At 63.2% G+C, this 22,704-nt stretch carries 21 protein-coding genes; 4 read left to right on the top strand and 17 right to left on the bottom strand.

From position 1 onward, the window contains the following. Positions 1-7 precede the first annotated feature (7 nt). From gspG to VK98_RS11680, 9 genes are all read right to left on the bottom strand, one after another. Positions 8-451, bottom strand: a complete 444-nt coding sequence (gene gspG, locus VK98_RS11720; protein WP_048414200.1) for a type II secretion system major pseudopilin GspG — start codon at positions 449-451, stop codon at positions 8-10. A 30-nt stretch (positions 452-481) separates the two neighbouring features. Next, positions 482-742, bottom strand: a complete 261-nt coding sequence (locus VK98_RS11715; RefSeq protein ID WP_048414199.1) for a hypothetical protein — start codon at positions 740-742, stop codon at positions 482-484. A 23-nt stretch (positions 743-765) separates the two neighbouring features. Further along, the gene (gspF, locus tag VK98_RS11710; protein ID WP_019100903.1) at positions 766-1,977 is read right to left on the bottom strand and encodes a type II secretion system inner membrane protein GspF; all 1,212 of its coding nucleotides are present in this window, start codon (positions 1,975-1,977) and stop codon (positions 766-768) included. Then, a complete protein-coding gene (gene gspE / locus VK98_RS11705; protein ID WP_048414198.1) occupies positions 1,977-3,437 on the bottom strand; it encodes a type II secretion system ATPase GspE in 1,461 nt (486 codons plus the stop codon). Before gspE ends, gspF begins: the two co-directional genes overlap by 1 nt. Beyond that, positions 3,434-5,587 carry a type II secretion system secretin GspD gene (gene gspD, locus VK98_RS11700; RefSeq protein ID WP_048414197.1) on the bottom strand — a complete coding sequence of 718 codons (2,154 nt, stop codon included), beginning with the start codon at positions 5,585-5,587 and terminating at the stop codon, positions 3,434-3,436. Before gspD ends, gspE begins: the two co-directional genes overlap by 4 nt. 11 nt (positions 5,588-5,598) lie before the next feature. Beyond that, positions 5,599-6,222, bottom strand: a complete 624-nt coding sequence (locus tag VK98_RS11695; RefSeq protein WP_156187835.1) for a hypothetical protein — start codon at positions 6,220-6,222, stop codon at positions 5,599-5,601. Between the two features lie 480 nt (positions 6,223-6,702). Further along, positions 6,703-8,484, bottom strand: a complete 1,782-nt coding sequence (locus VK98_RS11690; RefSeq protein ID WP_048414195.1) for an acyl-CoA dehydrogenase C-terminal domain-containing protein — start codon at positions 8,482-8,484, stop codon at positions 6,703-6,705. A 371-nt stretch (positions 8,485-8,855) separates the two neighbouring features. Continuing rightward, on the bottom strand, positions 8,856-9,788 hold the full coding sequence (locus VK98_RS11685; RefSeq protein WP_048414194.1) for an electron transfer flavoprotein subunit alpha/FixB family protein: 933 nt from the start codon (positions 9,786-9,788) through the stop codon (positions 8,856-8,858). Between the two features lie 3 nt (positions 9,789-9,791). After that, a complete protein-coding gene (locus VK98_RS11680) occupies positions 9,792-10,541 on the bottom strand; it encodes an electron transfer flavoprotein subunit beta/FixA family protein (RefSeq protein WP_048414193.1) in 750 nt (249 codons plus the stop codon). A 318-nt stretch (positions 10,542-10,859) separates the two neighbouring features. On the opposite strand from VK98_RS11680, the gene VK98_RS11675 reads away from it, so the two are divergent. After that, positions 10,860-11,276: a MaoC family dehydratase gene (locus VK98_RS11675; RefSeq protein WP_048414192.1), complete on the top strand. Its 417-nt coding sequence runs from the start codon at positions 10,860-10,862 to the stop codon at positions 11,274-11,276. Between the two features lie 3 nt (positions 11,277-11,279). Here the strand turns inward: VK98_RS11675 and queG are convergent, their stop codons facing one another. Beyond that, positions 11,280-12,362, bottom strand: a complete 1,083-nt coding sequence (queG, locus tag VK98_RS11670; RefSeq protein WP_338030545.1) for a tRNA epoxyqueuosine(34) reductase QueG — start codon at positions 12,360-12,362, stop codon at positions 11,280-11,282. Between queG and tsaE the strand changes: the two genes are divergently transcribed. Together tsaE and VK98_RS11660 are read left to right on the top strand one after the other, a co-directional pair. Continuing rightward, positions 12,361-12,846, top strand: a complete 486-nt coding sequence (gene tsaE / locus VK98_RS11665; protein ID WP_369700244.1) for a tRNA (adenosine(37)-N6)-threonylcarbamoyltransferase complex ATPase subunit type 1 TsaE — start codon at positions 12,361-12,363, stop codon at positions 12,844-12,846. The genes queG and tsaE overlap by 2 nt on opposite strands. After that, positions 12,807-14,048 carry an N-acetylmuramoyl-L-alanine amidase gene (locus VK98_RS11660; RefSeq protein WP_048414189.1) on the top strand — a complete coding sequence of 414 codons (1,242 nt, stop codon included), beginning with the start codon at positions 12,807-12,809 and terminating at the stop codon, positions 14,046-14,048. The genes tsaE and VK98_RS11660 overlap by 40 nt, the downstream gene beginning before the upstream one ends. A gap of 65 nt (positions 14,049-14,113) precedes the next feature. On the opposite strand, the gene yacG is transcribed toward VK98_RS11660, so the two are convergent. From yacG to VK98_RS11625, 7 genes are all read right to left on the bottom strand, one after another. After that, positions 14,114-14,302 carry a DNA gyrase inhibitor YacG gene (gene yacG, locus VK98_RS11655; RefSeq protein WP_048409544.1) on the bottom strand — a complete coding sequence of 63 codons (189 nt, stop codon included), beginning with the start codon at positions 14,300-14,302 and terminating at the stop codon, positions 14,114-14,116. 38 nt (positions 14,303-14,340) lie between these two features. After that, the gene (gene zapD, locus VK98_RS11650) at positions 14,341-15,099 is read right to left on the bottom strand and encodes a cell division protein ZapD (RefSeq protein WP_048414188.1); all 759 of its coding nucleotides are present in this window, start codon (positions 15,097-15,099) and stop codon (positions 14,341-14,343) included. A 38-nt stretch (positions 15,100-15,137) separates the two neighbouring features. Beyond that, positions 15,138-15,749 (bottom strand): dephospho-CoA kinase, encoded by a 612-nt coding sequence (gene coaE, locus VK98_RS11645; RefSeq protein WP_048414187.1) that lies wholly within the window; start codon positions 15,747-15,749, stop codon positions 15,138-15,140. Next, complete coding sequence (locus VK98_RS11640) at positions 15,739-16,608, bottom strand: A24 family peptidase (protein WP_048414186.1); 870 nt, start codon at positions 16,606-16,608, stop codon at positions 15,739-15,741. The genes coaE and VK98_RS11640 overlap by 11 nt, the downstream gene beginning before the upstream one ends. After that, positions 16,605-17,828 (bottom strand): type II secretion system F family protein, encoded by a 1,224-nt coding sequence (locus VK98_RS11635; protein WP_048414185.1) that lies wholly within the window; start codon positions 17,826-17,828, stop codon positions 16,605-16,607. The genes VK98_RS11640 and VK98_RS11635 overlap by 4 nt, the downstream gene beginning before the upstream one ends. 71 nt (positions 17,829-17,899) lie before the next feature. After that, positions 17,900-19,606: a type IV-A pilus assembly ATPase PilB gene (gene pilB, locus VK98_RS11630; protein ID WP_048414184.1), complete on the bottom strand. Its 1,707-nt coding sequence runs from the start codon at positions 19,604-19,606 to the stop codon at positions 17,900-17,902. 221 nt (positions 19,607-19,827) lie between these two features. Next, positions 19,828-20,940, bottom strand: coding sequence for a porin (locus tag VK98_RS11625; protein WP_048414183.1), 1,113 nt, complete (start codon positions 20,938-20,940; stop codon positions 19,828-19,830). Between the two features lie 314 nt (positions 20,941-21,254). Between VK98_RS11625 and VK98_RS11620 the strand changes: the two genes are divergently transcribed. Beyond that, positions 21,255-22,685: a deoxyribodipyrimidine photo-lyase gene (locus VK98_RS11620; protein ID WP_231589265.1), complete on the top strand. Its 1,431-nt coding sequence runs from the start codon at positions 21,255-21,257 to the stop codon at positions 22,683-22,685. Positions 22,686-22,704: the final 19 nt, after the last annotated feature.

Here is a 22,704-nt window from a genome sequence, read left to right as displayed (position 1 = left end):
TCCGGTCTTACTTGACCGCGTCCCAGTTGCCGATGTCCGCGTCCACGCCCTCGCCGCCCGGCTCGCCGTCGGCGCCGAAGCTCCAGATGTCGATTTCGCCGTGGGTGCCCGGATTGGCGTACTGGTAGGGATTGCCCCACGGGTCCTTGGGCAGGCGCTCCAGATAGCCGCCCGGCTTCCAGTTTTTCGGTTCCGGCGCCGAGCTCGGTTTCTGCACCAAGGCCTGCAGGCCCTGCTCGCTGCTGGGGTAGCGGCCGTTGTCCAGCCGGTACAGTTTCAAGGCCTGGCTCAAGGCGCCCAGGTCCTGCTTGGCGGCGACGGCGCGCGCCTCGTCCGGACGGCTCATCACCTTGGGCACCACCAACGCCGCCAGTACGCCGAGAATCACGATCACCACCATGATTTCGATCAGGGTGAAGCCTCGCTGGGCCGCTTGGGAAAGGTGTCGCATATCTACTCCTACTACCGAGGTTTCAAGGGGTCAAAACAGGGAGGGGCCGTCGCCGGACAGCTCCCAGACGCCGGCGGGTCCGGCATTGGCCGGCTTGAGCTGGCCCAGCTTCCTCAGCTCGCTCGCCGCCCAGCTCATATCGTATTGCCAGGTGTAAAACAAGTCGGTGCCTTCCAGCTCGCGCCCGCGCGCATGCCAGATGTGCTTGGCCACCGTCAGCCGGTCCGCCTTGCCGCCGTGGGCGGCCAGCGCCTCCAGCACCCATTGCTGTAAAACTGCCTTGTGAGACATTGCCGTGCTTCTTTCCGCGAAAATCAATGCACCATCTGGTTCATATCGATGATGGGCATCATGATGGCCAGCACGATCAACAAGACCATGCCGCCCATGAACAGGATCAGCAGCGGCTCCATCAGCGTGGTGAAGGTGGCGAGCTTGCGCTCCACCTCCTGCTCCTGCTGCTGGGCGGCGCGGTCCAGCATATGCGCCAGCGTGCCGCTGGATTCGCCGCTGCCGATCAGATGGATCAGCACCGGCGGGAATTGACGGGTGGCGTGCAGCGCGCGCGACAGCGCCACGCCTTCCCTCACCTTGGCCATCGCCTCGCTGACCGCGTCCTGCATCGGCAACAAGGTCATCAGGCCGCGCGCGGTTTCCAGCGCGGTCAGCAGCGGCACGCCGCTGCCCACCAGGATGGACAGGGTGCTGGCCATGCGCGCGGTGTTGAGCGCGCGCAGCAGGCGGCCGAACACCGGCAGCTTCAGCAGCCGGGCGTGGAAGCGCCGCTTCAGCGCCGGCGCGCGCAAGGCGCGCACGGTCAGGAACAGCGCGGCGACGATGCCGGCCAGCAGCGCGACGCCCCACTGGCGCAGAAAATCGCTGGCGGCCACCAGCGCCCGGGTCAGGAAGGGCAAGGTCTGCTTGGTCTGCGCGAACACGCTGACCACCTGCGGCACCACATAACTCATCAGGCCGGCCACCACCAGAATGGCCACCACGGTGACCACGGCCGGATAGGCCATCGCCAGCATCACTTTTTGCTGGGTGTTCTGGCGCTTGTCCAGATATTCGGCCAAACGCGCCATAACGGTGTCGAGGTGGCCGGATTGCTCGCCGGCCTGCACCAGCGAGCGATACAACGGGAAGAACACGCCCGGCGCGGCGGACAGCGCCTGGGCGAAGCTCTTGCCTTCCAGGATGTCGCTGCGCAAGGCCGCGAGCACGGTGCGGCTGCGCGGGTGTTCGCACTGCTCGGTCACCGCGGTCAGCGCTTTTTCCAGCGGCAGACCGGCGTTGAGCAGAGTGGACAGCTGTTCGGTGATCATCACCAGTTCGGCGCGCGGCAAGCCGCGGCGCAGCGCCGAGCTGCCGGCGTCTCCGTTCTTGGCGCTGACGCTTTCCACCTCCAAGGGCAGCAGGCCGCGCTCGCGCAGCTGGCTGCGCGCGGCGCGCGCGGAGTCCGCCTCCAGCAAGCCCTTCTGCTCCTTGCCGGCGGGGTCGAAAGCGGTAAAACGGAAGGCGGCCATCAGTTCCTCGTCACCCGCATGATTTCTTCCAGCGAAGTTTCGCCGGCCTTGACCCAGCGCAGGCCGTCGTCGCGCAGCGAGCGCATGCCGTGGCGGGCGGCGTAGTCGCGCATTTTCTGCTCGGAAGCGCGATCGTGGATCAAGCGCTGCAATTGATCGTCGACCAAGAGCAATTCATAAACGCCGTAACGCCCCTTGTAGCCGGAATGGCCGCAGTTCGGGCAGCCGGCCGGCCGGTAGTGCGGCGTGTTCTCCTCGCCCTCCAGCGGCACCGGATGCGGCGTCTTGCAATGCGGGCACAGCCGGCGCACCAGCCGTTGCGCCATCACGCCCAACAGGCTGGACGCCAACAGGAAGGGCTCGACGCCCATGTCCACCAGCCGCGTCACCGCCGAGGCGGCGTCGTTGGTGTGCAGCGTGGCCAGCACCAGGTGGCCGGTCAATGAGGCCTGCACCGCGATCTGCGCGGTTTCCAGATCGCGGATCTCGCCTATCATCACCACGTCCGGATCCTGGCGCAGAATCGCGCGCAGCGCCTTGGCGAAGCTCATGTCGATGCGCGGATTGACCTGGGTCTGGCCGACGCCGTCCAGATGGTATTCCACCGGGTCCTCCACCGTCATGATGTTGGTGTGGCGCGCGTCCAACCGCGACAAGGCCGCGTACAGCGTGGTGGTCTTGCCCGAGCCGGTGGGACCGGTGACCAGCAGGATGCCGTGCGGCTGGCGGATCACCTTGTCCACCGCCTGCAGCGTGTCCGCCGCCATGCCCAGCGTGGCCAGGTCCAGGCGGGCGTTCTCCTTGTCCAGCAGGCGCAGCACCACGCGCTCGCCGTGGCTGGTGGGCAGCGTGGACACCCGCACGTCCACCGGGCGGCCGCCCAGGCGCAGCGAGATGCGGCCGTCCTGCGGAATGCGTTTTTCGGCGATGTCGAGATTGGCCATGATCTTGATCCGCGACACCATCGCCGCGTGCAGCGCGCGGTGCGGGCTGACCACGTCGCGCAGCGAGCCGTCCAGGCGGAAGCGCACCACCGAGCGGTCTTCGAAAGCCTCGATGTGGATGTCCGAGGCGCCGTCGCGCAGCGCCTGGGTCAGCAAGGCGTTGATCATGCGGATGATGGGCGCGTCGCCCTCGCTTTCCAGCAAGTCCTCCACCGTCGGCAGAGACTCCACCATCTGGGTCAGGTCCAGATCCTGGCCGATGTCGTCCACCACCTCGGCCGCAGCGCCGTCGCGGTTGGCGTAATGCTCGGACAGGCGCTTGTCGAACAAGGCCGCCTCCAGCGTCTCGACGCTGGCCAGTCCCTGGCCGTGCAGACGCAGCACTTCGGCCCAGGCCTCGGGCCGGCAGTCTTCGCGCAGCAGCAGATGGCGGCCGCTTTCGCCGTCCAGCAGAATCACGCCGTTGGCGCGCGCGAACGGGAAACCCAGCGCCGGCGACAGCTTGGGCTTGTTCATTTCTGCTGCGCCTTCAGGCTTTGTTCCAGCGTCGAGCGGATGCCGCTCTCCGGCAGGGACTTCAGCGCCGAATCCAGGTTCATCTGCAGCTTTTCCTTCTCCGCCTTATGGCCTTCGCCGATGATGTAGTTGTAGCGATCGGTGGCGATGGAGCGCGCGCCCAGATCGTCACGAACGATGGTGGGCTTGATGAAGATCATCAGATTGGTCTTGTCGCGCTTCTTGTTGCTGTAGCGGAACAAGGCGCCCAGCCACGGGATGTCGCCCAAGAGCGGCACCTTGCTTTCATTGTCGCTGACCGCTTCCTGCAGCAGGCCGCCGATGGCGATGATGCCGCCGTCGTCGACATTCGCGATGGTTTCTATCATCCGCTTATTGGTGGTCGGACCTTGCGGGTTTTTATCGGTGCCCGGCACGATGGTGGATGCTTCCTGCAGAATCTTCATGCGGATGGAGCCGCCTTCGGAAATCTGCGGGGTGATTTCCAGGTTGAAGCCTATGGTCTTGCGGTCATAGGTCTGGAAGGGATTGACCGAACCGCTGCTGCTGCTGCCGGTATTACTGTACTGGCCGGTCAGGATAGGCACTTCCTGGCCAATCTGGATCTTGGCCTTCTCATTGTCCATCGCCATCAGCGACGGGCTGGACACGATGTTGCCGCCCATTTCGGTCTCCATCGCCCGGGCCAGCGCGCCCATGTTCAACACGGTGCCGATGCCGGGGATGTTGACGGTGCCCTTGACCCAACCGATATTGAGGCCGGCGGAGCCGGCCAGCGTGCCCAGGGGGGTGGCGGCAGCGCCGGTGCCGCCGGCCAACGTTCCGCCGGACAAACCGATGATCCCCGGGTTGGTGGTGCCGGGAAAGTTGGTGCCGCCGAACACGCCGGCGCCGTTGCCGTTGAGCGCGCCCAAGGCCTGCCATTGCACGCCCAACTCCATCACCCGCTGCGCGGCTACTTCCACCACCAGCGCCTCCACCATCACTTGGGCGCGGCGCTTGTCCAGCAGGTCGATGACGTTGCGCAGATTCTGGTACATGGAGTCCGGCACGTTCAGGATCAGCGCGTTGTTGGTGGGATCGGCCTGGATCATCGATCCGCCGCCGCCGGCCCCGCTGCCGGAGCCGCTGGACGCGCTGTCGCCGCCCACCGGGCTGGCAGCCTGCGCGGCGCTGGCTGAGCCGCTGGACGAAGAGGCGGAGCCGCTGCCCGAGCCGCTCTGGTTCAGCAGGCTGGAACTGGAGCCGCCGTTGGTGCTCACCGCGGTGCGGCCCTGCAAGGGGCCGGCGTCGCCGGTCATCAGCGCGCGCAGCGTCTGCGCCACCTTGCCGGCCTCGGCGTTCTTCAGATAGACCACGCGCACATTGGCGCCGGCCTGGCTGGGCTGGTCCAAGAGCTTGAGCAGGCTTTTGATCTTGCCTATCTTGCCCGGGGTGTCGGCGCGCACCATCAGCACATTGGCGCGCGCGTCCGGAATGATGGTGGTCTTGCCGCCGTCGGCGCCGGCGCCGCTGTCCTGCAACAGCTTGTTCAGGCTGCCGGCCAGCTCCACCGCGGAGCCGAACAGCACCGGCACCACCACGGTGTCGCCGGCGGCGGCGCTCTCGATCGAATCGATGATGGATTCGATGCGCTGGATGTTGTCCGCGTAGTCGGTGACGATCAGCGCGTTGGACTGCGGGTAGGCGGCGATGGTGTTGTTGGGCGACACGATGGGGCGGATCACCGGCACCAACTGGTTGGCGTTGCCGTACTTGAGCGTGAACACCTTGGTGATCAGGCGGTCGCCGTCGCCGCGCGGAATGCCCTTGCTGGCCTTGGCGTGCAGCTTGGCGTCGGCTTCCGGCACGATCTTGACCACGCCGCCGCCCTCCACCGCGGAAAAGCCCTGCAAGCGCAGCGAGGACAGCAGGATCTGGTAGGACAAGGCGCGCGGCACCGGCTTGCTGGACACGATGTTGACCGTGCCCTTGACCCGCGGGTCGATGATGAAGTTCTTGCCGGTGATCTCGCCTATCGCCTTGACCACGGTTTCGATGTCGGCGTTGACGAAGTTGAGCATCACTCCGTCGTTCTGCGGGGTGGCGGCCAATGCGGCGTTGCAACCGTAGACCAGGGCCAGGATGGCGACGAGTTTGTGGATACGCATATTCAGTCTTCTTATTGGCGAACCATGCTGGCGGAATCCAGCCCAGGTTGCGGCGGGGTTTCAGGATTCACAGGAACCACAGCGGGGGGCGAAACGGGAGCCTGGGAAGGAGGGGAAATCGGCGGCGGCATCGCCGGCGGGACATTGCCGACGACGGCGCCCGCGCCGGGCACGCGTTCGACCAGCGGCACGAACTGCTCGCTGCCGCCGGAGCGCATCAGCACGCCGGAGGCGGTGATCTGGGCAAGCTCCCAGCCGTCCGGCGTCGTCTTGCCCAGCAGCAGGGCCACCGAGCGGCCGTTGTCGTCTATCACCGCGAAGCCGGGCGCGCCGGAAGCCTGCGGCGCGTAGACGCCGATCAGCTTGACCGGCGGCAAGGCCACCGCCTGTTGCGCCACCGGCTCGCCGAACCAATGCGCCATCGCCACATTGGCGGCGGCGGACTGCGGCGCCGGCTCGCTTAAGCCGCGCCATTGCTTGGCGGCGGGTCCCAGCAAAGGCGCGGCGGCGGTGCCCAGCCATGCGGCGGCGCCTGCCAGCGCCAGCCAGGGCAAAGCGGCGACCAGACGCCCCAGCGTCGCGGCCGACGGCAATAACCGCTTCCCCTTTTCACTCCAATGGACCACTTGCTTCATTGCATCCTGGCTTCTGTATTCATTCTTGAAATCTAAGCGCGGACCTTGCGGCCAAGTTCAAGCGGACGCCCGCGCCGTGGTGGAATCGGCCGGGGTTGGGCTCAAGCATGGCTGTGAGTCATGCAGCGGATTATTTGCACGCCATCAGGATACGGTCAATCCGAAAAAAGACCGAATTGCATAGCCAGGCAATATTCAAGCGAATATCAGCGCGCCATGCGATAAATTCTTCTATTAAGAACTATTTTTCCGCCTGATTTCGCACACCCCCCGTAGCTAGGGGCGGAGCAAACACTATGCGGCAAAATATTTTTAATGACAAACGGTTTTTGCTGTCGCGCCGCAGCATCCCGCAACAAGGTCTTTGCCATTATCTCAAAGCCCGATTACAAGCTCATGCAAGAATCGCTCTTGCGTCGGCCAGGCAACAAAAAACGCCGCGGAACCCCCGCGGCGTTTGTTTCGCGTCTTCGTCCAGCCTCAGAACCAGGCTTCGTTCATCTCCAGCACGCTGTCCGCGCCCTCCACGATGGCGGCCGCCAGGCCGCCCGCCTGTGGCAGCAGATGCTCGCCGTAGAAACGCGCGGTGGCCAGTTTGGCGCGCATGAAGTCATGGTCGGCCTCGCCCTCGCTCAGCTTATCCTTGGCGATCAAGGCCGCGCGCGCCATCTGCCAGCCGCCCAGCACGATGCCCATCAGTTTGAGGAAGGGCACCGATCCGGCCGCTGCCCGCTGCGGCTGCCCGGCGAAGGTCTCCAGGATGAAGTCTACGCTGCGGCGCGCCTGCTTGACCGCTTCGTCCAGATTGTCCGCCAGGCTGGTCAAGCCGGCCGCGCGCAGCTTGGCCGCGCAGCCTGCCGCCTCCTCCAGCAAGGCGCGGGCGGTGACGCCGCCCTCGCCCGCGGTCTTGCGGCCGATCAAGTCCAGCGCCTGGATGCCGGTGGTGCCTTCGTAGATGGCGGTGATGCGCGCGTCGCGGTAGTACTGAGCGACGCCGGTTTCCTCGATATACCCCATGCCGCCGTGCACCTGCAGCGCCAGACTGGTGATCTCGTTGGCCTGCTCGGTGTTCCAACCCTTGACGATGGGGATAAGGAAATTGGCCAGCGCCTGGTTGCGCGCCTTCTCGCTCGCCACCGGATGGCGCGCGGCGCGGTCCAGCGCCGCCGCGGTGTACAAGGCCAGCGCGCGCTGCGCCTCCACCTGGGCGCGCATGGTCAGCAGCATGCGGCGCACGTCCGGATGCTGAATGATGGCCACGCCGGCCGGATCGGGCGAACCCACGGCGCGGCTCTGCACGCGCTCGCGCGCGTATTCCACCGCCTTCTGGTAGGCGCGCTCCGACACCGCCAGACCTTCGATGCCCACGCCCAGCCGCGCGTGGTTCATCATGGTGAACATATAGTTCAGGCCCTTGTTGGCTTCGCCGACCAGATAGCCGACCGCGCCGTCCTGGTCGCCGAAACTCATCACCGCGGTGGGGCTGCCGTGGATGCCCAGCTTGTGCTCCAGCGACACGCAGCGCACGTCGTTGCGCGCGCCCAGGCTGCCGTCGGCCTTGACCAGGAATTTGGGCACGATGAACAAGGAAATGCCCTTCACTCCGGCCGGCGCGTCCGGCAAGCGGGCCAGCACCAGGTGGACGATGTTGTCCGCCATATCGTGCTCGCCCCAGGTGATGAAGATTTTCTGGCCGCTGATGCGGTAGCTGCCGTCAGCCTGAGGCAAGGCCTTGCTGCGCACCTGGGCCAGGTCGGAGCCCGCTTGCGGCTCGGTCAGATTCATGGTGCCGGTCCAGGCGCCGCTGGACATCGGCGGCAGATAGACGTTCTTGAGTTCGTCCGACGCATGATGGTGGATGGCCTCGATCGCGCCCAGGGTCAGCAGCGGCGCCAGCGAGAAGGCCAGGTTGGCGGAACACCACATCTCCTCGGCAGCGGTGGCCACCAAGGCCGGCATGCCCTGGCCGCCGTAGGCCTCCGGCGCGCGCAGGCCGACCCAGCCGGATTCGACGTACTGCTGCCAGGCGTCCTTGAAGCCGGGCGCGGCGCTGACTTCGCCGTCGCGCCATTTGGCGCCCTGATCGCCCTGTTTGTTGATCGGCGCCAGCACGCCCTCGGCGAACTTGGCGCCCTCCTCCAGAATGGCGTCCACCAGTTCCACCGAGCATTCGCCATAGCCCGGCAGGCCGCAGATGGCCGGCAGCTCGGCCAGCTCGTTGAGCGCGAATTGGATGTCCTTGATCGGTGCTTGATAAATCATCGCCTTCTCCTCGTGTTTGGATGGCTGGGATGGCCAACACAACCGGCCATCGGTTTCTCTTCGCAGACATGAAAAAGCCGGCAAACGCCGCGACGGGTCCGGCCCGCATCGGGCCGATGACTGCGCGCGGACGTGCCGGCTGAATATTCTTGTACCGTGCGGCCATGCGGCGCGCCCGGCCCGCAGAACCGGTTTACGATCTGCTGCGCGTTGAGAGAGCTTGCACGGTGAGTTCCGCTTCGAAATGCTGACGCGCCACCAGCGCATTCCGCTTTCTCAGCCGCTTTCGCCCTGTTTCTCTCTGGCTCGCGAGCGCGTAAACACGTTCTTAAAGTCCGCGCCGGCGAGAGACTCGCGGCGCGGACGCGGGATTATTTGGACAACTCGGCCATCAGCTCCGGCACCACGGTGAACAGATCGCCGACGATGCCGTAATCCGCCACCTGGAAGATAGGCGCTTCCTCGTCCTTGTTGATGGCGACGATCACCTTGGAGTCCTTCATGCCGGCCAAGTGCTGGATCGCGCCGGAAATGCCGACCGCGAAGTACAGCTGCGGCGCCACCACCTTGCCGGTCTGGCCCACTTGGTAGTCGTTCGGCGCGTAGCCGGCGTCCACCGCGGCGCGGGAAGCGCCGACGGCGGCGGAGAGCTTGTCCGCCAGCGGATCGATCACCGCCTTGAACTGCTCTTCCGAACCCAGCGCGCGGCCGCCGGAAACGATGACCTTGGCCGAACCCAGTTCCGGGCGGTCGGACTTGGTCAGTTCCTGGCCGACAAAGCCGGACAGCTGCGCGTCTGCGGCCGCTGCCACGGTTTCCACCGCGGCGGAACCGCCCTGGCCCGCCGCGTCGAAGGCGGTGGTGCGCACGGTGATGACCTTGATCGGGTCGGCGGACTGCACGGTGGCCAGCACGTTGCCGGCGTAAATCGGCCGCACGAAGGTGTCGGCGGACTCGATGGCGACGACCTCGGAGATCTGCGCCACGTCCAGCAAGGCGGCCACGCGCGGCAGCAGGTTCTTGCCGAAGGAGGACGCCGGCGCCAGCACGTGGCTATAGCCCTTGGCCAGGCCGGACACCAGCGCGCCCAGGTTCTCGGCCAGGCCGTGCGCGTAGTGCGCGGCGTCGGCCAGCAGCACTTTGGCGACGCCGGCCACGCTCTTGGCGGCCTCGGCGGCGGCGGCGGCGTTGTGGCCGGCCACCAGCAGGTGCACTTCGCCCAGCTTGGCGGCGGCGGTAACGGTGTTCAGAGTGCCTGCTTTCAGGCCCTGGTTGTCGTGTTCAGCGATAACGAGAATGGCCATGGCTTACAGCACCTTTGCTTCGGTTTTCAGTTTGGCGACCAGCTCGGCGGCGTTGGCCACCTTGATGCCGGCGCTGCGCTTGGAAGGCTCGGCCACCTTCAGCGTCTTCAGACGCGGAGCGGCGTCCACGCCCAGCTCGGCCGGCGTGGTCTTGTCCAGCGGCTTTTTCTTGGCCGCCATGATGTTGGGCAGCTTGATGAAGCGCGGCTCGTTCAGGCGCAGGTCGGCAGTGACCACCGCCGGCAGGCGCAGCTTGACGGTTTCCAGACCGCCGTCGATCTCGCGGGTGACGTCCACGGTCTCGGCCGACAGCTCCACCTTGGAGGCGAAAGCGCCCTGGCCCCAGCCCAGCAGCGCGGACACCATCTGGCCGGTCTGGTTGGCGTCGTCGTCGATCGCCTGCTTGCCCACGATCAAGAGCTGCGGCTGTTCCTTGTCCGCCAGCGCCTTCAGCAATTTGGCCACCGCCAGCGGCTGCAGCTCCACGTCGGTTTCCACCAGGATGGCGCGGTCGGCGCCCATCGCCAGCGCGGTGCGCAGCGTTTCCTCGCATTGCTTGACGCCCAGCGACACCGCGACGATTTCGCTGACCTTGCCGGCTTCCTTGAGACGCACCGCCTCTTCCACCGCGATTTCGTCAAACGGGTTCATTGACATCTTGACGTTGGCGATATCCACGTCAGTGCCGTCGGCCTTGACCCGAACCTTCACGTTGTAATCCACAACGCGTTTCACAGCGACTAGAACTTTCATATTCCTCCAACAAACCTCTGGACATCTCTAAAAGAAACCTGGAGCGGCTCGACGCCGCCGCCGCGCCGCCAAGCGCGGCCGTTTCAGAAATGCCGCCGTCTGGATTGATCGAACGCGGAAGCAGCAATTGCCGAAGCAAGGCTGATTATGCCCCAAGCACAAATTCAAACGAGCGTTTGGTTGATTTGTATTGCATACAGCGTGGCAAAAACGCAACTTATCGCCGATAGTACGTGATTTCTCGGTAATTTGCATTTCGGCCAAAAGCTGTCACAATGCACTGCAACATTTCCTCGTCATATCAAGTCAGGAGCGGTCATGACTGTTTGGTTTGAAGATCTTAGCCTCGGCGATTCGGCCGAGTTCAGCAAGACCATCACCGAAGCCGACGTGCTGATGTTCGCCGCCGTCTCCGGCGACAACAACCCGGTGCACATCAATCAGGAATACGCGGAAACGACGCCGTTCGAGACCCGCATCGCGCACGGCATGCTGACCGCCAGCCTGATCTCCACGGTGGTGGGCACCCAGTTGCCCGGCCACGGCACCATCTATCTGTCGCAATCCACCCGTTTCAAGGCGCCGGTGCGCATCGGCGACACCGTGACCGCCCGCGCCACCGTGATCGAACTGAATCCGGAAAAGCACTTCGTCAAACTGGCGACCCAGTGCTCGGTCCGCGGCAAGGTGGTGCTGGAAGGCGAATCCCTGGTCAAGGCTCCCAGCAAGAACTGAGATTCAGACCAAGACCCCGTGCCGGCTCAGCGCCCAGCGCACCGGCTCGGCCACCATCTCGTCGGGAAAGTCCAAGCGCGCGCGCAGCCCCGCCACCACTTCCGGCGTAGTGGGCGCGTTGCCCAGGCCCACCGCCAGGTTGGACAGCCATTTGTGATAGCCGATGCGGTAAATCGGGCTGCCGGCCATCTTCTCCTTGAACTCAGTCTCGCTCCAGGCGAACAACTCTAGCAAGCTCACGTCGTCCAGACCATGACGCACCGCAAAATCGGTCTCTTGGGTATCGACCGCGAAACGGTTCCATGGACAGAACAACTGGCAATCGTCGCAACCGTAAACGCGGTTGCCGATCAAGGGCCGCATCTCCTCCGGAATCGCCCGCTTCAGCTCTATCGTCAGGTAGGAAATGCAGCGGCGCGCGTCCACGGTATAGGGCGCGACGATGGCCGCGGTGGGACAGACATCGATGCAGCGGGTGCAGCGGCCGCAATGGCCGTCCTCCGCCTCGTCCTCCGGCAAGGGCAGATCGGTGAAGACCTCGCCCAGGAAAAACAGCGAGCCCTCGTTCTTGGTCAGCAGCAAAGTGTGCTTGCCGCGCCAGCCCAGGCCGGCCTGCGCCGCCAGCGCCACCTCGGCCACCGGCGCGCTGTCGGTGAACACCCGGTAGCCGAAATCGCCGATCTCCCGCTTGATTCGGTCCGCCAGCGCCTGCAGCCGGTTGCGCAAGACCTTGTGATAATCGCGCCCCAGCGCGTAGCGCGATAAATAGGCTTTGCCGCCGTCGGCCAGCACTTCGGCCGAGTCGCGCGCTTGCGGCCAGTAATGCATGCGCAGGGAAATGACGGACAGGGTGCCGGGCACCAGCTCCGCCGGCTTGACCCGCAAGGCGCCGTGGCGGGCCATATAGTCCATCTCGCCGTGATGACCGGCGGCCAGCCAGGCGTTCAACTTCTGTTCCGCCTCCGGCGGCAAGCCGGCGCGACCGATTCTGGCGTCGGCAAAGCCCAATTCTCGCGCCCAGGCTTTGATTTGGCGCGCCAATTCGGGATAATCCGGTTTTTGTAAAGAGTTTTCGGTCATGGCCATGGATGATACCAGCGTTCGCTGCGGCTACCTGGAAGATGAAACCGCCACCCTGGCGCTGGGCAAAGCCTTCGCCGAAGCGGCGCAAGCCGGCCTCGTCGTCTATCTATTGGGCGACCTGGGCGCCGGCAAGACCACGTTCACGCGCGGCCTGCTGACCGCGCTCGGTCATGCCGGCAAGGTCAAAAGCCCCACCTATACTCTGGTGGAGAGCTATCCTTTTCCTCACTATAGCGTGCACCATTTCGACCTGTACCGTTTCGCCGACCCGGAGGAATGGGAGGATGCCGGCTTCCGCGAATACTTCGGCCCGGACAGCCTGTGCCTGGTTGAATGGCCGGACAAGGCGGCGGATTTGCTGCCGCGCGCCGATATCGTGCTGGAACTAGCCGTGGCCGGAAATGGTCGCAATTATCGTTTACTCGCCCACTCAGAAACCGGACAGTCATGCCTGATTCGACTTTCGACCCCCTCCGCCGCCGACTGATCGGCGCGGCCGCCGCCACCTTCATGCTGTCGGTGAGCCGCGTCGGCTTTGCCGCCGGCAGCCAGATCGTCGCCCTACGCATCTGGCCGGCGTCGCTTTACACCCGCATCACGCTGGAGGCCAGCGAGGCCATCCAATACAAGCAGTTCACCATCGCCAACCCCAACCGGCTGGTGATCGACCTGCAAGGCGTGCAACTCAATAGCGTGCTGAAAGACATCGGCAGCCAGATTGCCGCCGCCGACCCCTACATCAAGACCGCGCGCGCCGGCCAGTTCGATCCGAACACCGTGCGCCTGGTGCTGGAATTGAAGGCCAACGTCACGCCGCAAGCCTTCACCATGGTGCCGGTGGCCGAGTACAAACACCGGCTGGTGGTCGACCTCTACCCGGCCGACGGCAAGCAGGACGATCCCCTGCTCGCGCTGCTGCAGGACTACAACAAGGGCAAGCTGGAACAGCCCGCGCCGCAGATCAAGCCCAAGAAAAAGGACAGCAACCGCCCGATCATCGTGATGCTGGACCCGGGCCATGGCGGCATAGATCCCGGCGCCGTCGGCCTGAACGGCACCCGCGAGAAGGACGTGGTGCTGAGCATCGGCAAGCAGTTGAAACGAATGATCGATGCGGAAAGCAATATGAAGGCCTATATGACCCGCGACGAAGATGTGTTCATCCCGCTGGGCGTACGGGTGGCCAAGGCGCGCAAGCTGAACGCCGACCTATTCGTCTCCATCCACGCCGACGCCGCGCCCAACCGCGCCGCGCGCGGTTCCTCGGTGTTCGCGCTGTCGGAAAAAGGCGCGACCAGCGCCTTCGCCAAAGCCCTGGCGCAAAGCCAGAACGACGCCGACCTGGTGGGCGGCGTCAAGATAGGCAGCAAGGACAAATACCTGGCCCACACCCTGCTGGACCTGACTCAGACCGCCACCATCAACGACAGCCTGAAACTGGGCAAGACCGTGCTGGGGCACCTGGGCGGCCTCAACAAGCTGCACAAGAGCGCGGTGGAACAGGCCGGCTTCGCGGTGCTGAAAGCGCCGGACATTCCGTCCATCCTGGTGGAAACCGCCTTCATCTCCAATCCGGAGGAAGAGCAGCGCCTGCTCAGCAGCGATTTCCAGCAGCAAATGGCCAATGCCATCTTCACCGGCATGAAGGGCTATTTCTCCCAAGGCGCGGCGCTGGCGGCCAGAGCCTGAGTTCGAGCCGCGGCCAAAGCAAAACAGGTCCCGTCAGGGACCTGTTTTTCATTGCGGCCGGGCGCTCACTCGCCGCGGCTCGCCTCGCTCGGCGATTCTTCCTGCGCCGGCACCCGATAGCTTTCCGTCGCCCACTCGCCCAAATCGATCAGGCGGCAGCGTTTGCTGCAAAACGGGCGGAACTGGCTTTGCGGCTCCCAGCGCACCGGAGCGCGACAGGTGGGACAGGCGACAACGCGTACAGAATCAGACATGGCTTCTCAAAACGGGGGCAAAGACCGGCGCGCGCCGGTCAGAACTTGCAATTGGTCAGGTGAAACTCGACATCCTGCTCGGTCTGCCGCGGCCGGGACTCCCCGGTCACCGCGCTGACGAAGCGGATATTGAGCGCGTATTTATTGGCGGATAGTTCGGGCAGCAACTCCAGGCCGCCGTCGTAGGCGACGCGGATCAACTGCACCACCTTGCCGCCGGACATCTGCTGGAACACGCCGCGGCGCGCCACGTAATGGTGGGTCTTGCCGCTGTCGCGCAACAGGGTCAGCAGAATGCCCGCCGCCTCCGCGGTGGGCATCAACGGCGACGCCCAGCGCTTGATGTCCTGGCGCCGCACTTCGGCCGACTTCTGCTGCCACTGGTGATAAGACGGCAAATCGAACTGGCAGGTGCCGCCGGGAATGCCGGCGCGCTGCTTGATCGCCATCAGCCACTCGTTCTCGCGCAGATGCTGGCCGAACTTGCCGGTCAGGGCCAGCAGGCGGGTGGACGCGTGCTCGATGTCCTCCAGCACGCCCTCCAGGGTTTCCTCCGCCACCTGCGGATTCTCGCGCAGCGCTTCCAGCATCTGTTTCTGCCGCTCCAATTCCTGCAGCAGATCCGCCTTCAAGTCCGCGCGCGAGGCGGTTTCCATCAGCTCGAACAAGACCAGCAGGGCCGCATGGTGATCATACGGATGGTCCTTGCCGATGAAATACCCAAGACGTGCGTAGAGATGCTCCAGGCGGAGCAGGATGCGGGTTCGCTCGGTGACGGGAAACTCAAAACTGATCACGGCGCATCGGCCCTTCTGCTTGGCTCGCGAGAGCCCGGTTATGATCTATCGGCTAGGCTGGCAAGATAATAATCGTGTTTGGCGTCGACTTGAAGCCTCAATGCAGCCAAGCTGTCATTATTACAAATTATATCGTCGGCGCGTTCGCGTCGCTGCGCTCGCGAACATTGCGTCGCCATGATCGCCCGCACCGCCTTTTCGTCCATGCCGTTGCGCCGCATCACCCGCTCCAGCTGCGCCGACTCCTCGCAGTCCACCAGCAGGGTGCGCGCCAGCATCGGCAGATAATGCCCGGTTTCAAACAACAAGGGCACCACCAGCACGCAATACGGCCCGCGCGCCGCGGCCACCCTGGCCTCGCTCTCCCGCCGGATCAACGGATGCAGCACGCTTTCCAGCCGCTGCCGGCTGTCGGCGTCTGCGAACACCCGCTCGCGCATCCAGCCGCGATCCAGCGCTCCGTCCTCTCGCACCGCGCCAGCGCCGAACGCCGCCGCCAGGGCCGGCATCGCCGCGCCGCGCGGACCGGTCAGCTCATGCGCGATGGCGTCGGTGTCGACCACCGGCACGCCCAGCTCGGCGAAACGATCCGCCGCCGCGCTTTTGCCGGAGCCGATGCCGCCGGTCAACCCTACTACTTTAATAGGCATGCAAATACCAGTTCACAATGTCCTGACCCCAGATCAAGGCGATCCAGCCGGCGGCCGCAAGATAAGGACCAAACGGCAGCGGCTGACCGCGGCCGTGCTTGGCCAGCAAAATCAAGACCACGCCCACCACCGCGCCCACCAGCGAGGACAACAGAATCACCAGCGGCAGCAAGGTCCATCCCAGCCATGCGCCCAAGGCGGCCAGCAGCTTGAAGTCGCCGTAGCCCATGCCCTCCTTGCCGGTGGCCAGCTTGAAACCGTGGAACAGCAGCCACAGGCACAGATAGCCCGCCATCGCGCCGATCACCGCGTCGGCCAGCGGCACGGTGCCGGTCAGCAGATTGAACAGCAAACCGCCCCACAGCAAGGGCAAGGTCAGATTGTCCGGCAGCAGCTGCGTGTCCGCGTCGATGAAGGTCAGGGCCAGCAACACCGCGGTCAGGGCCATATAGGCCGGCAACTGTTCCGACCAGCCATAGCGCCAGGCCAGGAAGGCGAACAAGGCCCCGGTCGACAACTCCACCGCCGGGTAACGCCAGGAGATCTTGGCCCGGCAGCTGCCGCACCGTCCGCGCAACAGCAGAAAGCTCAGCACCGGGATGTTCTGCCATGGACGCACCGCGGCCCGGCATTGCGGGCAGTGCGAGGCCGGCCGCATCAAATTGTAGCGTTCGCCCGCCTCGTCCTCTTCCAATTGCAGGCAATCCACGCAATTGCGCCGCCACTCGGCTTCCAGCATCTTCGGCAAACGATGGATGATCACATTCAGAAAACTGCCAAGCAACAAACCCAGCACCAGCGCCGCGCCGGCGAAAGCCAGCGGGTACGAGCCGGCGATCCAGCGCCACTCCTCAATCATCCAACCACCTGCCCCATTTTGAAAATCGGCATATACATCGCAATGATCAAACCGCCGATCAAGATCCCCAGAATCACCATGATGGCCGGCTCCAGCAAACTGGACAGCGCGGCCACCGCGTTATCGACTTCTTCTTCGTAAAAATCCGCCACCTTGTCCAGCATCTGGTCCAGCGAGCCGGACTCCTCGCCGATCGAGGTCATTTGCAGCACCATATTAGGGAACAAGTCGGTGCGCTGCATCGAGTAATTGAGGCTGGAGCCGGTGCTGACGTCGTTCTGGATCCGCTTGGTGGCGTCCGCGTACACCTGGTTGCCGGAAGCGCCGCCCACCGAGTCCAGCGCCTCCACCAAGGGCACCCCGGCGGCGAACAAGGTGGACAAGGTGCGCGCCCAGCGCGCGATGGTGGCCTTGCGGATGATATCGCCGATCACCGGCACACGCAGCAGGATGCGGTCCATCCGCTCTTGCAGCTTGGGCGTGCGCTTGAAGGCGTAAAGAAAGCCGAACAGGCTGCCGAAAATCACGCCGAAGATCAGCCACCAGTAATGGACGAAGCCGTCCGACAGCCAGATCACGAACAGCGTCGGCGCCGGCAGATTGGCGCCGAAGCTGGAAAACAGATCCTTGAACGCCGGAATCACGTAAATCATGATGACGGCGGTAATGATGAAGGCGGTGCCGACGATGGCCGACGGATAGATCAGGGCCGACTTGATCTTGCCCTTGATCGCCATCACCTTTTCCTTGTAGGTGGCCAGCTTGTCCAGCAAAGAGTCCAGCACGCCGCCGGTTTCGCCCGCGGCGATGATGTTGCAGAACAGCTTGTCGAAGTACAAGGGCCGCTTGCGGAAGGCTTCCGCCAGCGACAGGCCGGTTTCGACGTCGGCGCGCACCTCCAGCAGCATCTTGGTCACCGCTGGGTTGCCGTGGCCCTTGGCCGCGATGTCGAACGCCTGCAGCAAGGGCACGCCGGCGCGCATCATGGTCGCCAGCTGGCGGGTGAACAAGGTGATGTCCCGCTCGGTGATGCGCTTGCCGAAACCGCCGCGCCGGCGCTTGATCTTGACGACGTTAATGCCCTGACGCCGCAACTGGGTCTTGGCCACCGCCTCGGACTCCGCCCGCAACTCCCCGCGTATCGCCTTGCCCGCCTTGTCCTTGCCTTCCCATTCCCAGACAAAGCCCGGCGTCGCTTTTTTTGCTACCGTGACTGCCATTCCATGGCCTCTTTCTTATTCCAAGCCGTTTAGCCCGCTCGCCGGCCGCCGCCGGAGGCGCGAAACCGGCTTTACTCGTTGGTCACCGCCTCGATCTCCGTCAACGAGGTCAAGCCCGCCTTCACTTTCAGCAAGCCGGCATGGCGCAAGTCCACCATGCCCTCCTTGCGCGCCAGATCGGCGATATCGATGGCGGTGCCGTTCTGCATGATCAAGCGCGTCATCGCGTCGGTGATCGGCATCACTTCGTAAATGCCGGTGCGGCCGCGGTAGCCGGTGCTGCGGCACTCCTCGCAGCCCACCGGCGCATAGGGCTTCCAGCTGCCGTCCAGTTCCTCTTTCTTGAAACCGGCGCGCAAGAGCGCCTCTTCGGGAATATCCGCCGGCTTCTTGCAATGCGCGCACAATCGCCGCGCCAGCCGCTGCGCCATGATCAACAGCACCGAGCTGGCGATATTGAACGGCGCCACCCCCATGTTCAACATCCGGGTCAAGGTCGCCGGCGCATTATTGGTATGCAGGGTGGAAAACACCATATGGCCGGTCTGCGCCGCCTTGATCGCGATGTCCGCCGTTTCGAAGTCCCGAATCTCGCCCACCATGATCATATCCGGATCCTGACGCAGAAAAGCCTTCAGGGCCGAGGCGAAGGTCAGTCCGGCGCGCTCGTTGACGTTGACCTGGTTGATGCCCGGCAAGTTGATTTCCACCGGGTCCTCGGCCGTGGCGATATTGATGTCCGGCTTGTTCAACAAATTAAGACAGGTATACAGCGACACCGTTTTACCGCTGCCGGTGGGGCCGGTCACCAGCACCATGCCGTAGGGGCGTCCGATCGCCTCCAGCAACAAACGTTTCTGCTCCGGCTCGAAGCCCAGCTGCTCGATATCCAGATTCGCCGACGACGAGTCCAGGATACGCATCACGATCTTCTCGCCGTACAGGGTGGGCAAGGTGCTGACCCGGAAGTCGATCGCCCGCGCCTTGGATATGACCAGCTTCATCCGGCCGTCCTGCGGCACCCGCTTTTCCGAAATATCCAGCTTGGAGATCACCTTGATCCGGGAGGCGATCTTTTCCTTCAACACCAAGGGGGGCTGCGAAATCTCCTTCAACACCCCGTCCACCCGATAGCGGATGCGGTAGAACTTCTCATAAGGCTCGAAATGGATATCCGACGCGCCGCCGTTGATGGCGTCCAGCAACACCTTGTGGATGAACTTGACCACCGGCGCGTCGTCGACGTCCGGTTGCGCGCCGGTATCCCCCGGCGCGTCCGGATCGGCGAATTCCAGATCGCCGAAATCCTCATTCTCCAACGCCTTGATCGCGGCGGTGGCGTCCTCGCTGTACTTGCCGAGCATCTTGCCCAGCTTGTCGTCCTCCACCACCACCACTTCCACCGTCATTCCGGTCTTGAAGGTGATCGCGTGATAGGCCGAGGTTTGAGTGGGGTCCGAAGTGCCGACATACAGCTTGTTGCCGCGCTTGAGCAGGGGCAGCAAGCGCCGGCTGGCGATCAGTTCGTCGTCAACCACCCCCTTGGGCAACTGATCGAGATCAATCGCCGACATGTCCAATAAGGGATAGCCAAAAGTCTTGGACGCGAACATCGCGACATCTTGCGCCGTCATCTTCTTGCTCTGAATCAGCTGCTCGACGAAGCTGATGTGCGACGCCTGAGACTGGCGCAGAATGGCGTCCGCATCCTGCTGCAACAGCATATTGTTTTGCACCAAGGCCCGACCCAAGCCGGAAATCCCAGCCGAAGCTTCCATACGCTTGCAACTCACCTGTGAACAGATTGGACGACACCGCGCGGCGCCCCGTGTCAGAGCTCGCCACCTTGAAGACAGCCGCACTACCGTTACAACATTATATGCAAAATGCGGATGCTGCTTTGACTTAAATCCCGGCGCGACCGGATTCCATCGGCCGCCAAGCTAAAAACAAAAAAGGACTGCCGAAGCAGTCCTTTCAAGATCGTACTCAAGTGCGCTTAGAAGCGGTGCACCAGACCCAGGCCGAAGGAGTTTTCCTTGTCCAAAGCGCCGTCTTTCCACTTCACGTGACCGTAGGAAGTGTAAACCTCGGTACGCTTGGACAAAGCGTAGTCCAGCGCCAGAACAAACTGGTCGTAGCCGGACTTGTCGATGGTATTGCCGTTCAAGCTGGCATCGTAACCTTTGACATAGGAGAAGTACGGAGTGAAGGCGCCGAAGGTGTAGCCGAGAGTCAAAGCCAGTTCTTTGGTTTTCAGCTTGGCCCCATTAATTTGCGCCTGGGTGTAACCTGCGTTCACCACTGCGGTGTTAATGCTGGAACTCAGCGACCCGTTGTAGAAGGTGCCAAGACCATAGCCTTGAATCTGCTGATAACCCAAAGCGGCGTAGAGGTTGTTGGCTATATAGCCAGCCTCAAGACGATGCCAGTCTTTGACACTAGTGAGCTTGTCGGCATCGTTCCAGTTTTGGTAGTTGTATTTACCGAAGAAACCGGAGTTTTCGTAGCTCAGGCCCAGGTTCCAGGTCTGGTTATTGGTAGTAGAGCCATTAGTAAGAGTACGTTTTTCATCAGTGCCATACAGCAAGGCAAAACTGAAGCCGTTCCAGTTCGGGCTGTCGTAACGCACCGCGTTGTTTTGACGGCCGTCCAGACGAGTGAACATGCCCAAACCACCAACGCTTTCATCGCTGTAGTAGCCCGGATCCACTTGCTCCATCATATCGTTGGCGTAGTTGGACAGGCGGCCCAAACGGAACTTACCCCAGCTCTCGCCAGCCAAGCCGATGAAGCTATCGCGCGTCGCAAAGGTATCCTGAGTGGAACCCGCGCCAGTGGTACCATCGATATGCACGCGGTTTTCCACTTGCCAGATAGCCTTCAGGCCATTACCCAAATCTTCGTTGCCCTTGAAGCCGATGCGCGAAGTCCAGTCGTTGATTTGGGAGCCGCCTTGCAGCTTGTTATTGCCATCCAAGCTGAATGTGGAGCTGTAAGTCTTGTTGTACTCGTAACCACCACGGATCTCACCGTAGATGGTGACGTCGGCCATCGCGGCGGCGGCCGGCATCAGGGCGGCGATTGCAAGAGCGATATGCGTCTTGTTCATTGCAGTTCCTTTCAAGTCAGTTGATGTTGTCCTGTTGATTTCGCTGTTCAAAGCCAGAGAACCCGGACATTTATATGCCACCGATATGTTTCGGTGATCGCTAGGCTCAATATAAGACCGACGTTGCGAAAAAACAAAAACAGCATGCACTTCCAACAAAAAAGCACTCAAAAAAACAACACATGCATTGCAAACCATTGTTTTACATGAACACCAGACTTAGTCGCCGCCGCCACTAAGATGCAATTACGCAACACAAGCAGCAACTTAGTGCAAAAAAGCAACAAATCATAAGGCATAAAATGGATCATCCCATGTCAGACAATCAAACCGAAACCTTACCCATGGGCAAGGTTTCGCTTTACTGGCTCAGGCGCGACCTGCGCCTGGAGGACAATCACGCTTTGCAACAAGCACTGGCCTCCGGCTACCCAGTGCAATGCGTCTTTGTTTTCGACAGCAATATTCTCGGCACACTTTCTCCCACCGACCGGCGCCTCGGCTTCATCTGGCAATCCTTGCGGGAGATTCAAGACGCTCTGCGCGCGGCGGGCGGCGAGCTGTGGTGCGAAATAGGCCCCGCGCAAGACGTCATCCCCAGGCTGGCCGCGCAGCTCGACGCCGACGCCGTCTATGTGAACGAGGATTACGAGCCCTATGCGCGCCAGCGGGACACCATGGTTGCCCAAAGCCTGGCTGCGAAGGGCAAGACCTTGCACGCCTACAAGGATCAGGTCATTTTCGCTCGAGACGAGTTGCTCACGGCCAGCGGCAAGGCGTTCACCGTGTTTACCCCGTATTGCAACGCCTGGCTTAAAAGACTGAGCCCGCAACACAGCCAATCGCTGACCGTGCCGCCGCTGGCCGGCCGGCTGCGTGCGCCTACCGGCACGCCCGCCATGCCTAGCCTGGCCGAGCTGGGCTTTGCCCAGACCGAGCCCTGCTTGCTGGCGCCGGGAGCCTCCGGAGCACGGGAATTGTTCGCCGATTTCTGCCGGCAGCGTATCCAGCGCTACCATCAACAAAGGGACTATCCCGGTGTTAAGGGCGTGTCCTATCTTTCCACCCATTTGCGCTTCGGCACCCTCTCGATCCGCCAATTGGTGCAATTCGCTTGCTTCGACGGCGGCGAGGGCGCAATGTGCTGGCTGAAGGAGTTGATCTGGAGGGAGTTTTATCAGCAACTGCTGTGGCATTTCCCCGATGTCGCCGCTCACAGCTTCAAGCCGCAATACCGCGACCTGCCCTTTCCCAACCGCCAGGACTGGCTGGAAAGCTGGCAGAAAGGACTAAGCGGTTATCCGCTGATTGATGCGGCCATGCGACAACTGAACCAAACCGGCTATATGCACAACCGGCTGCGCATGATCGCCGCCAGCTTTCTGGTCAAGGATCTGCTGATTGACTGGCGTCTGGGCGAGCGCTATTTCGCGGAGAAACTGCTGGATTTCGACTTGGCGTCGAACAACGGCGGCTGGCAGTGGGCCGCCTCCACCGGCTGCGACGCGCAGCCCTATTTCCGCATCTTCAATCCGGTGACGCAATCGCAGAAATTCGATCCGGACGGCCGCTTCATCCGCCGCTACGTGCCGGAGCTGGCCGCGCTAAGCGATCAGGCGATCCACGCGCCCTGGCAAGCCAAAACGCTGCCGGGGGGCTTCGTGCTGGGCCGGGACTATCCGCGCCCCATCGTCGACCACGCCGAACAAAGGCAACTGGCGCTGGCCCTGTTCGGCAAGCAATGAAAAACGCCCGCATCCGCGG

The organism is Chromobacterium sp. LK11, from assembly GCF_001043705.1.
In the GTDB taxonomy this organism is placed as follows: Bacteria; Pseudomonadota; Gammaproteobacteria; order Burkholderiales; family Chromobacteriaceae; genus Chromobacterium; species Chromobacterium alkanivorans.
This window is presented reverse-complemented; position numbering and strand designations above follow the sequence as displayed.

What these genes read in the sequence shown, in the direction of transcription:
- gspG (WP_048414200.1), bottom strand. Translation starts at nt 451, where the DNA reads ATGCGACACCTTTCCCAAGCGGCCCAGCGAGGCTTCACCCTGATCGAA.
- VK98_RS11715 (WP_048414199.1), bottom strand. Translation starts at nt 742, where the DNA reads ATGTCTCACAAGGCAGTTTTACAGCAATGGGTGCTGGAGGCGCTGGCC.
- gspF (WP_019100903.1), bottom strand. Translation starts at nt 1,977, where the DNA reads ATGGCCGCCTTCCGTTTTACCGCTTTCGACCCCGCCGGCAAGGAGCAG.
- gspE (WP_048414198.1), bottom strand. Translation starts at nt 3,437, where the DNA reads ATGAACAAGCCCAAGCTGTCGCCGGCGCTGGGTTTCCCGTTCGCGCGC.
- gspD (WP_048414197.1), bottom strand. Translation starts at nt 5,587, where the DNA reads ATGCGTATCCACAAACTCGTCGCCATCCTGGCCCTGGTCTACGGTTGC.
- VK98_RS11695 (WP_156187835.1), bottom strand. Translation starts at nt 6,222, where the DNA reads ATGAAGCAAGTGGTCCATTGGAGTGAAAAGGGGAAGCGGTTATTGCCG.
- VK98_RS11690 (WP_048414195.1), bottom strand. Translation starts at nt 8,484, where the DNA reads ATGATTTATCAAGCACCGATCAAGGACATCCAATTCGCGCTCAACGAG.
- VK98_RS11685 (WP_048414194.1), bottom strand. Translation starts at nt 9,788, where the DNA reads ATGGCCATTCTCGTTATCGCTGAACACGACAACCAGGGCCTGAAAGCA.
- VK98_RS11680 (WP_048414193.1), bottom strand. Translation starts at nt 10,541, where the DNA reads ATGAAAGTTCTAGTCGCTGTGAAACGCGTTGTGGATTACAACGTGAAG.
- VK98_RS11675 (WP_048414192.1), top strand. Translation starts at nt 10,860, where the DNA reads ATGACTGTTTGGTTTGAAGATCTTAGCCTCGGCGATTCGGCCGAGTTC.
- tsaE (WP_369700244.1), top strand. Translation starts at nt 12,361, where the DNA reads ATGGATGATACCAGCGTTCGCTGCGGCTACCTGGAAGATGAAACCGCC.
- queG (WP_338030545.1), bottom strand. Translation starts at nt 12,362, where the DNA reads ATGGCCATGACCGAAAACTCTTTACAAAAACCGGATTATCCCGAATTG.
- VK98_RS11660 (WP_048414189.1), top strand. Translation starts at nt 12,807, where the DNA reads ATGCCTGATTCGACTTTCGACCCCCTCCGCCGCCGACTGATCGGCGCG.
- yacG (WP_048409544.1), bottom strand. Translation starts at nt 14,302, where the DNA reads ATGTCTGATTCTGTACGCGTTGTCGCCTGTCCCACCTGTCGCGCTCCG.
- coaE (WP_048414187.1), bottom strand. Translation starts at nt 15,749, where the DNA reads ATGCCTATTAAAGTAGTAGGGTTGACCGGCGGCATCGGCTCCGGCAAA.
- VK98_RS11640 (WP_048414186.1), bottom strand. Translation starts at nt 16,608, where the DNA reads ATGATTGAGGAGTGGCGCTGGATCGCCGGCTCGTACCCGCTGGCTTTC.
- VK98_RS11635 (WP_048414185.1), bottom strand. Translation starts at nt 17,828, where the DNA reads ATGGCAGTCACGGTAGCAAAAAAAGCGACGCCGGGCTTTGTCTGGGAA.
- pilB (WP_048414184.1), bottom strand. Translation starts at nt 19,606, where the DNA reads ATGGAAGCTTCGGCTGGGATTTCCGGCTTGGGTCGGGCCTTGGTGCAA.
- VK98_RS11625 (WP_048414183.1), bottom strand. Translation starts at nt 20,940, where the DNA reads ATGAACAAGACGCATATCGCTCTTGCAATCGCCGCCCTGATGCCGGCC.
- VK98_RS11620 (WP_231589265.1), top strand. Translation starts at nt 21,255, where the DNA reads ATGTCAGACAATCAAACCGAAACCTTACCCATGGGCAAGGTTTCGCTT.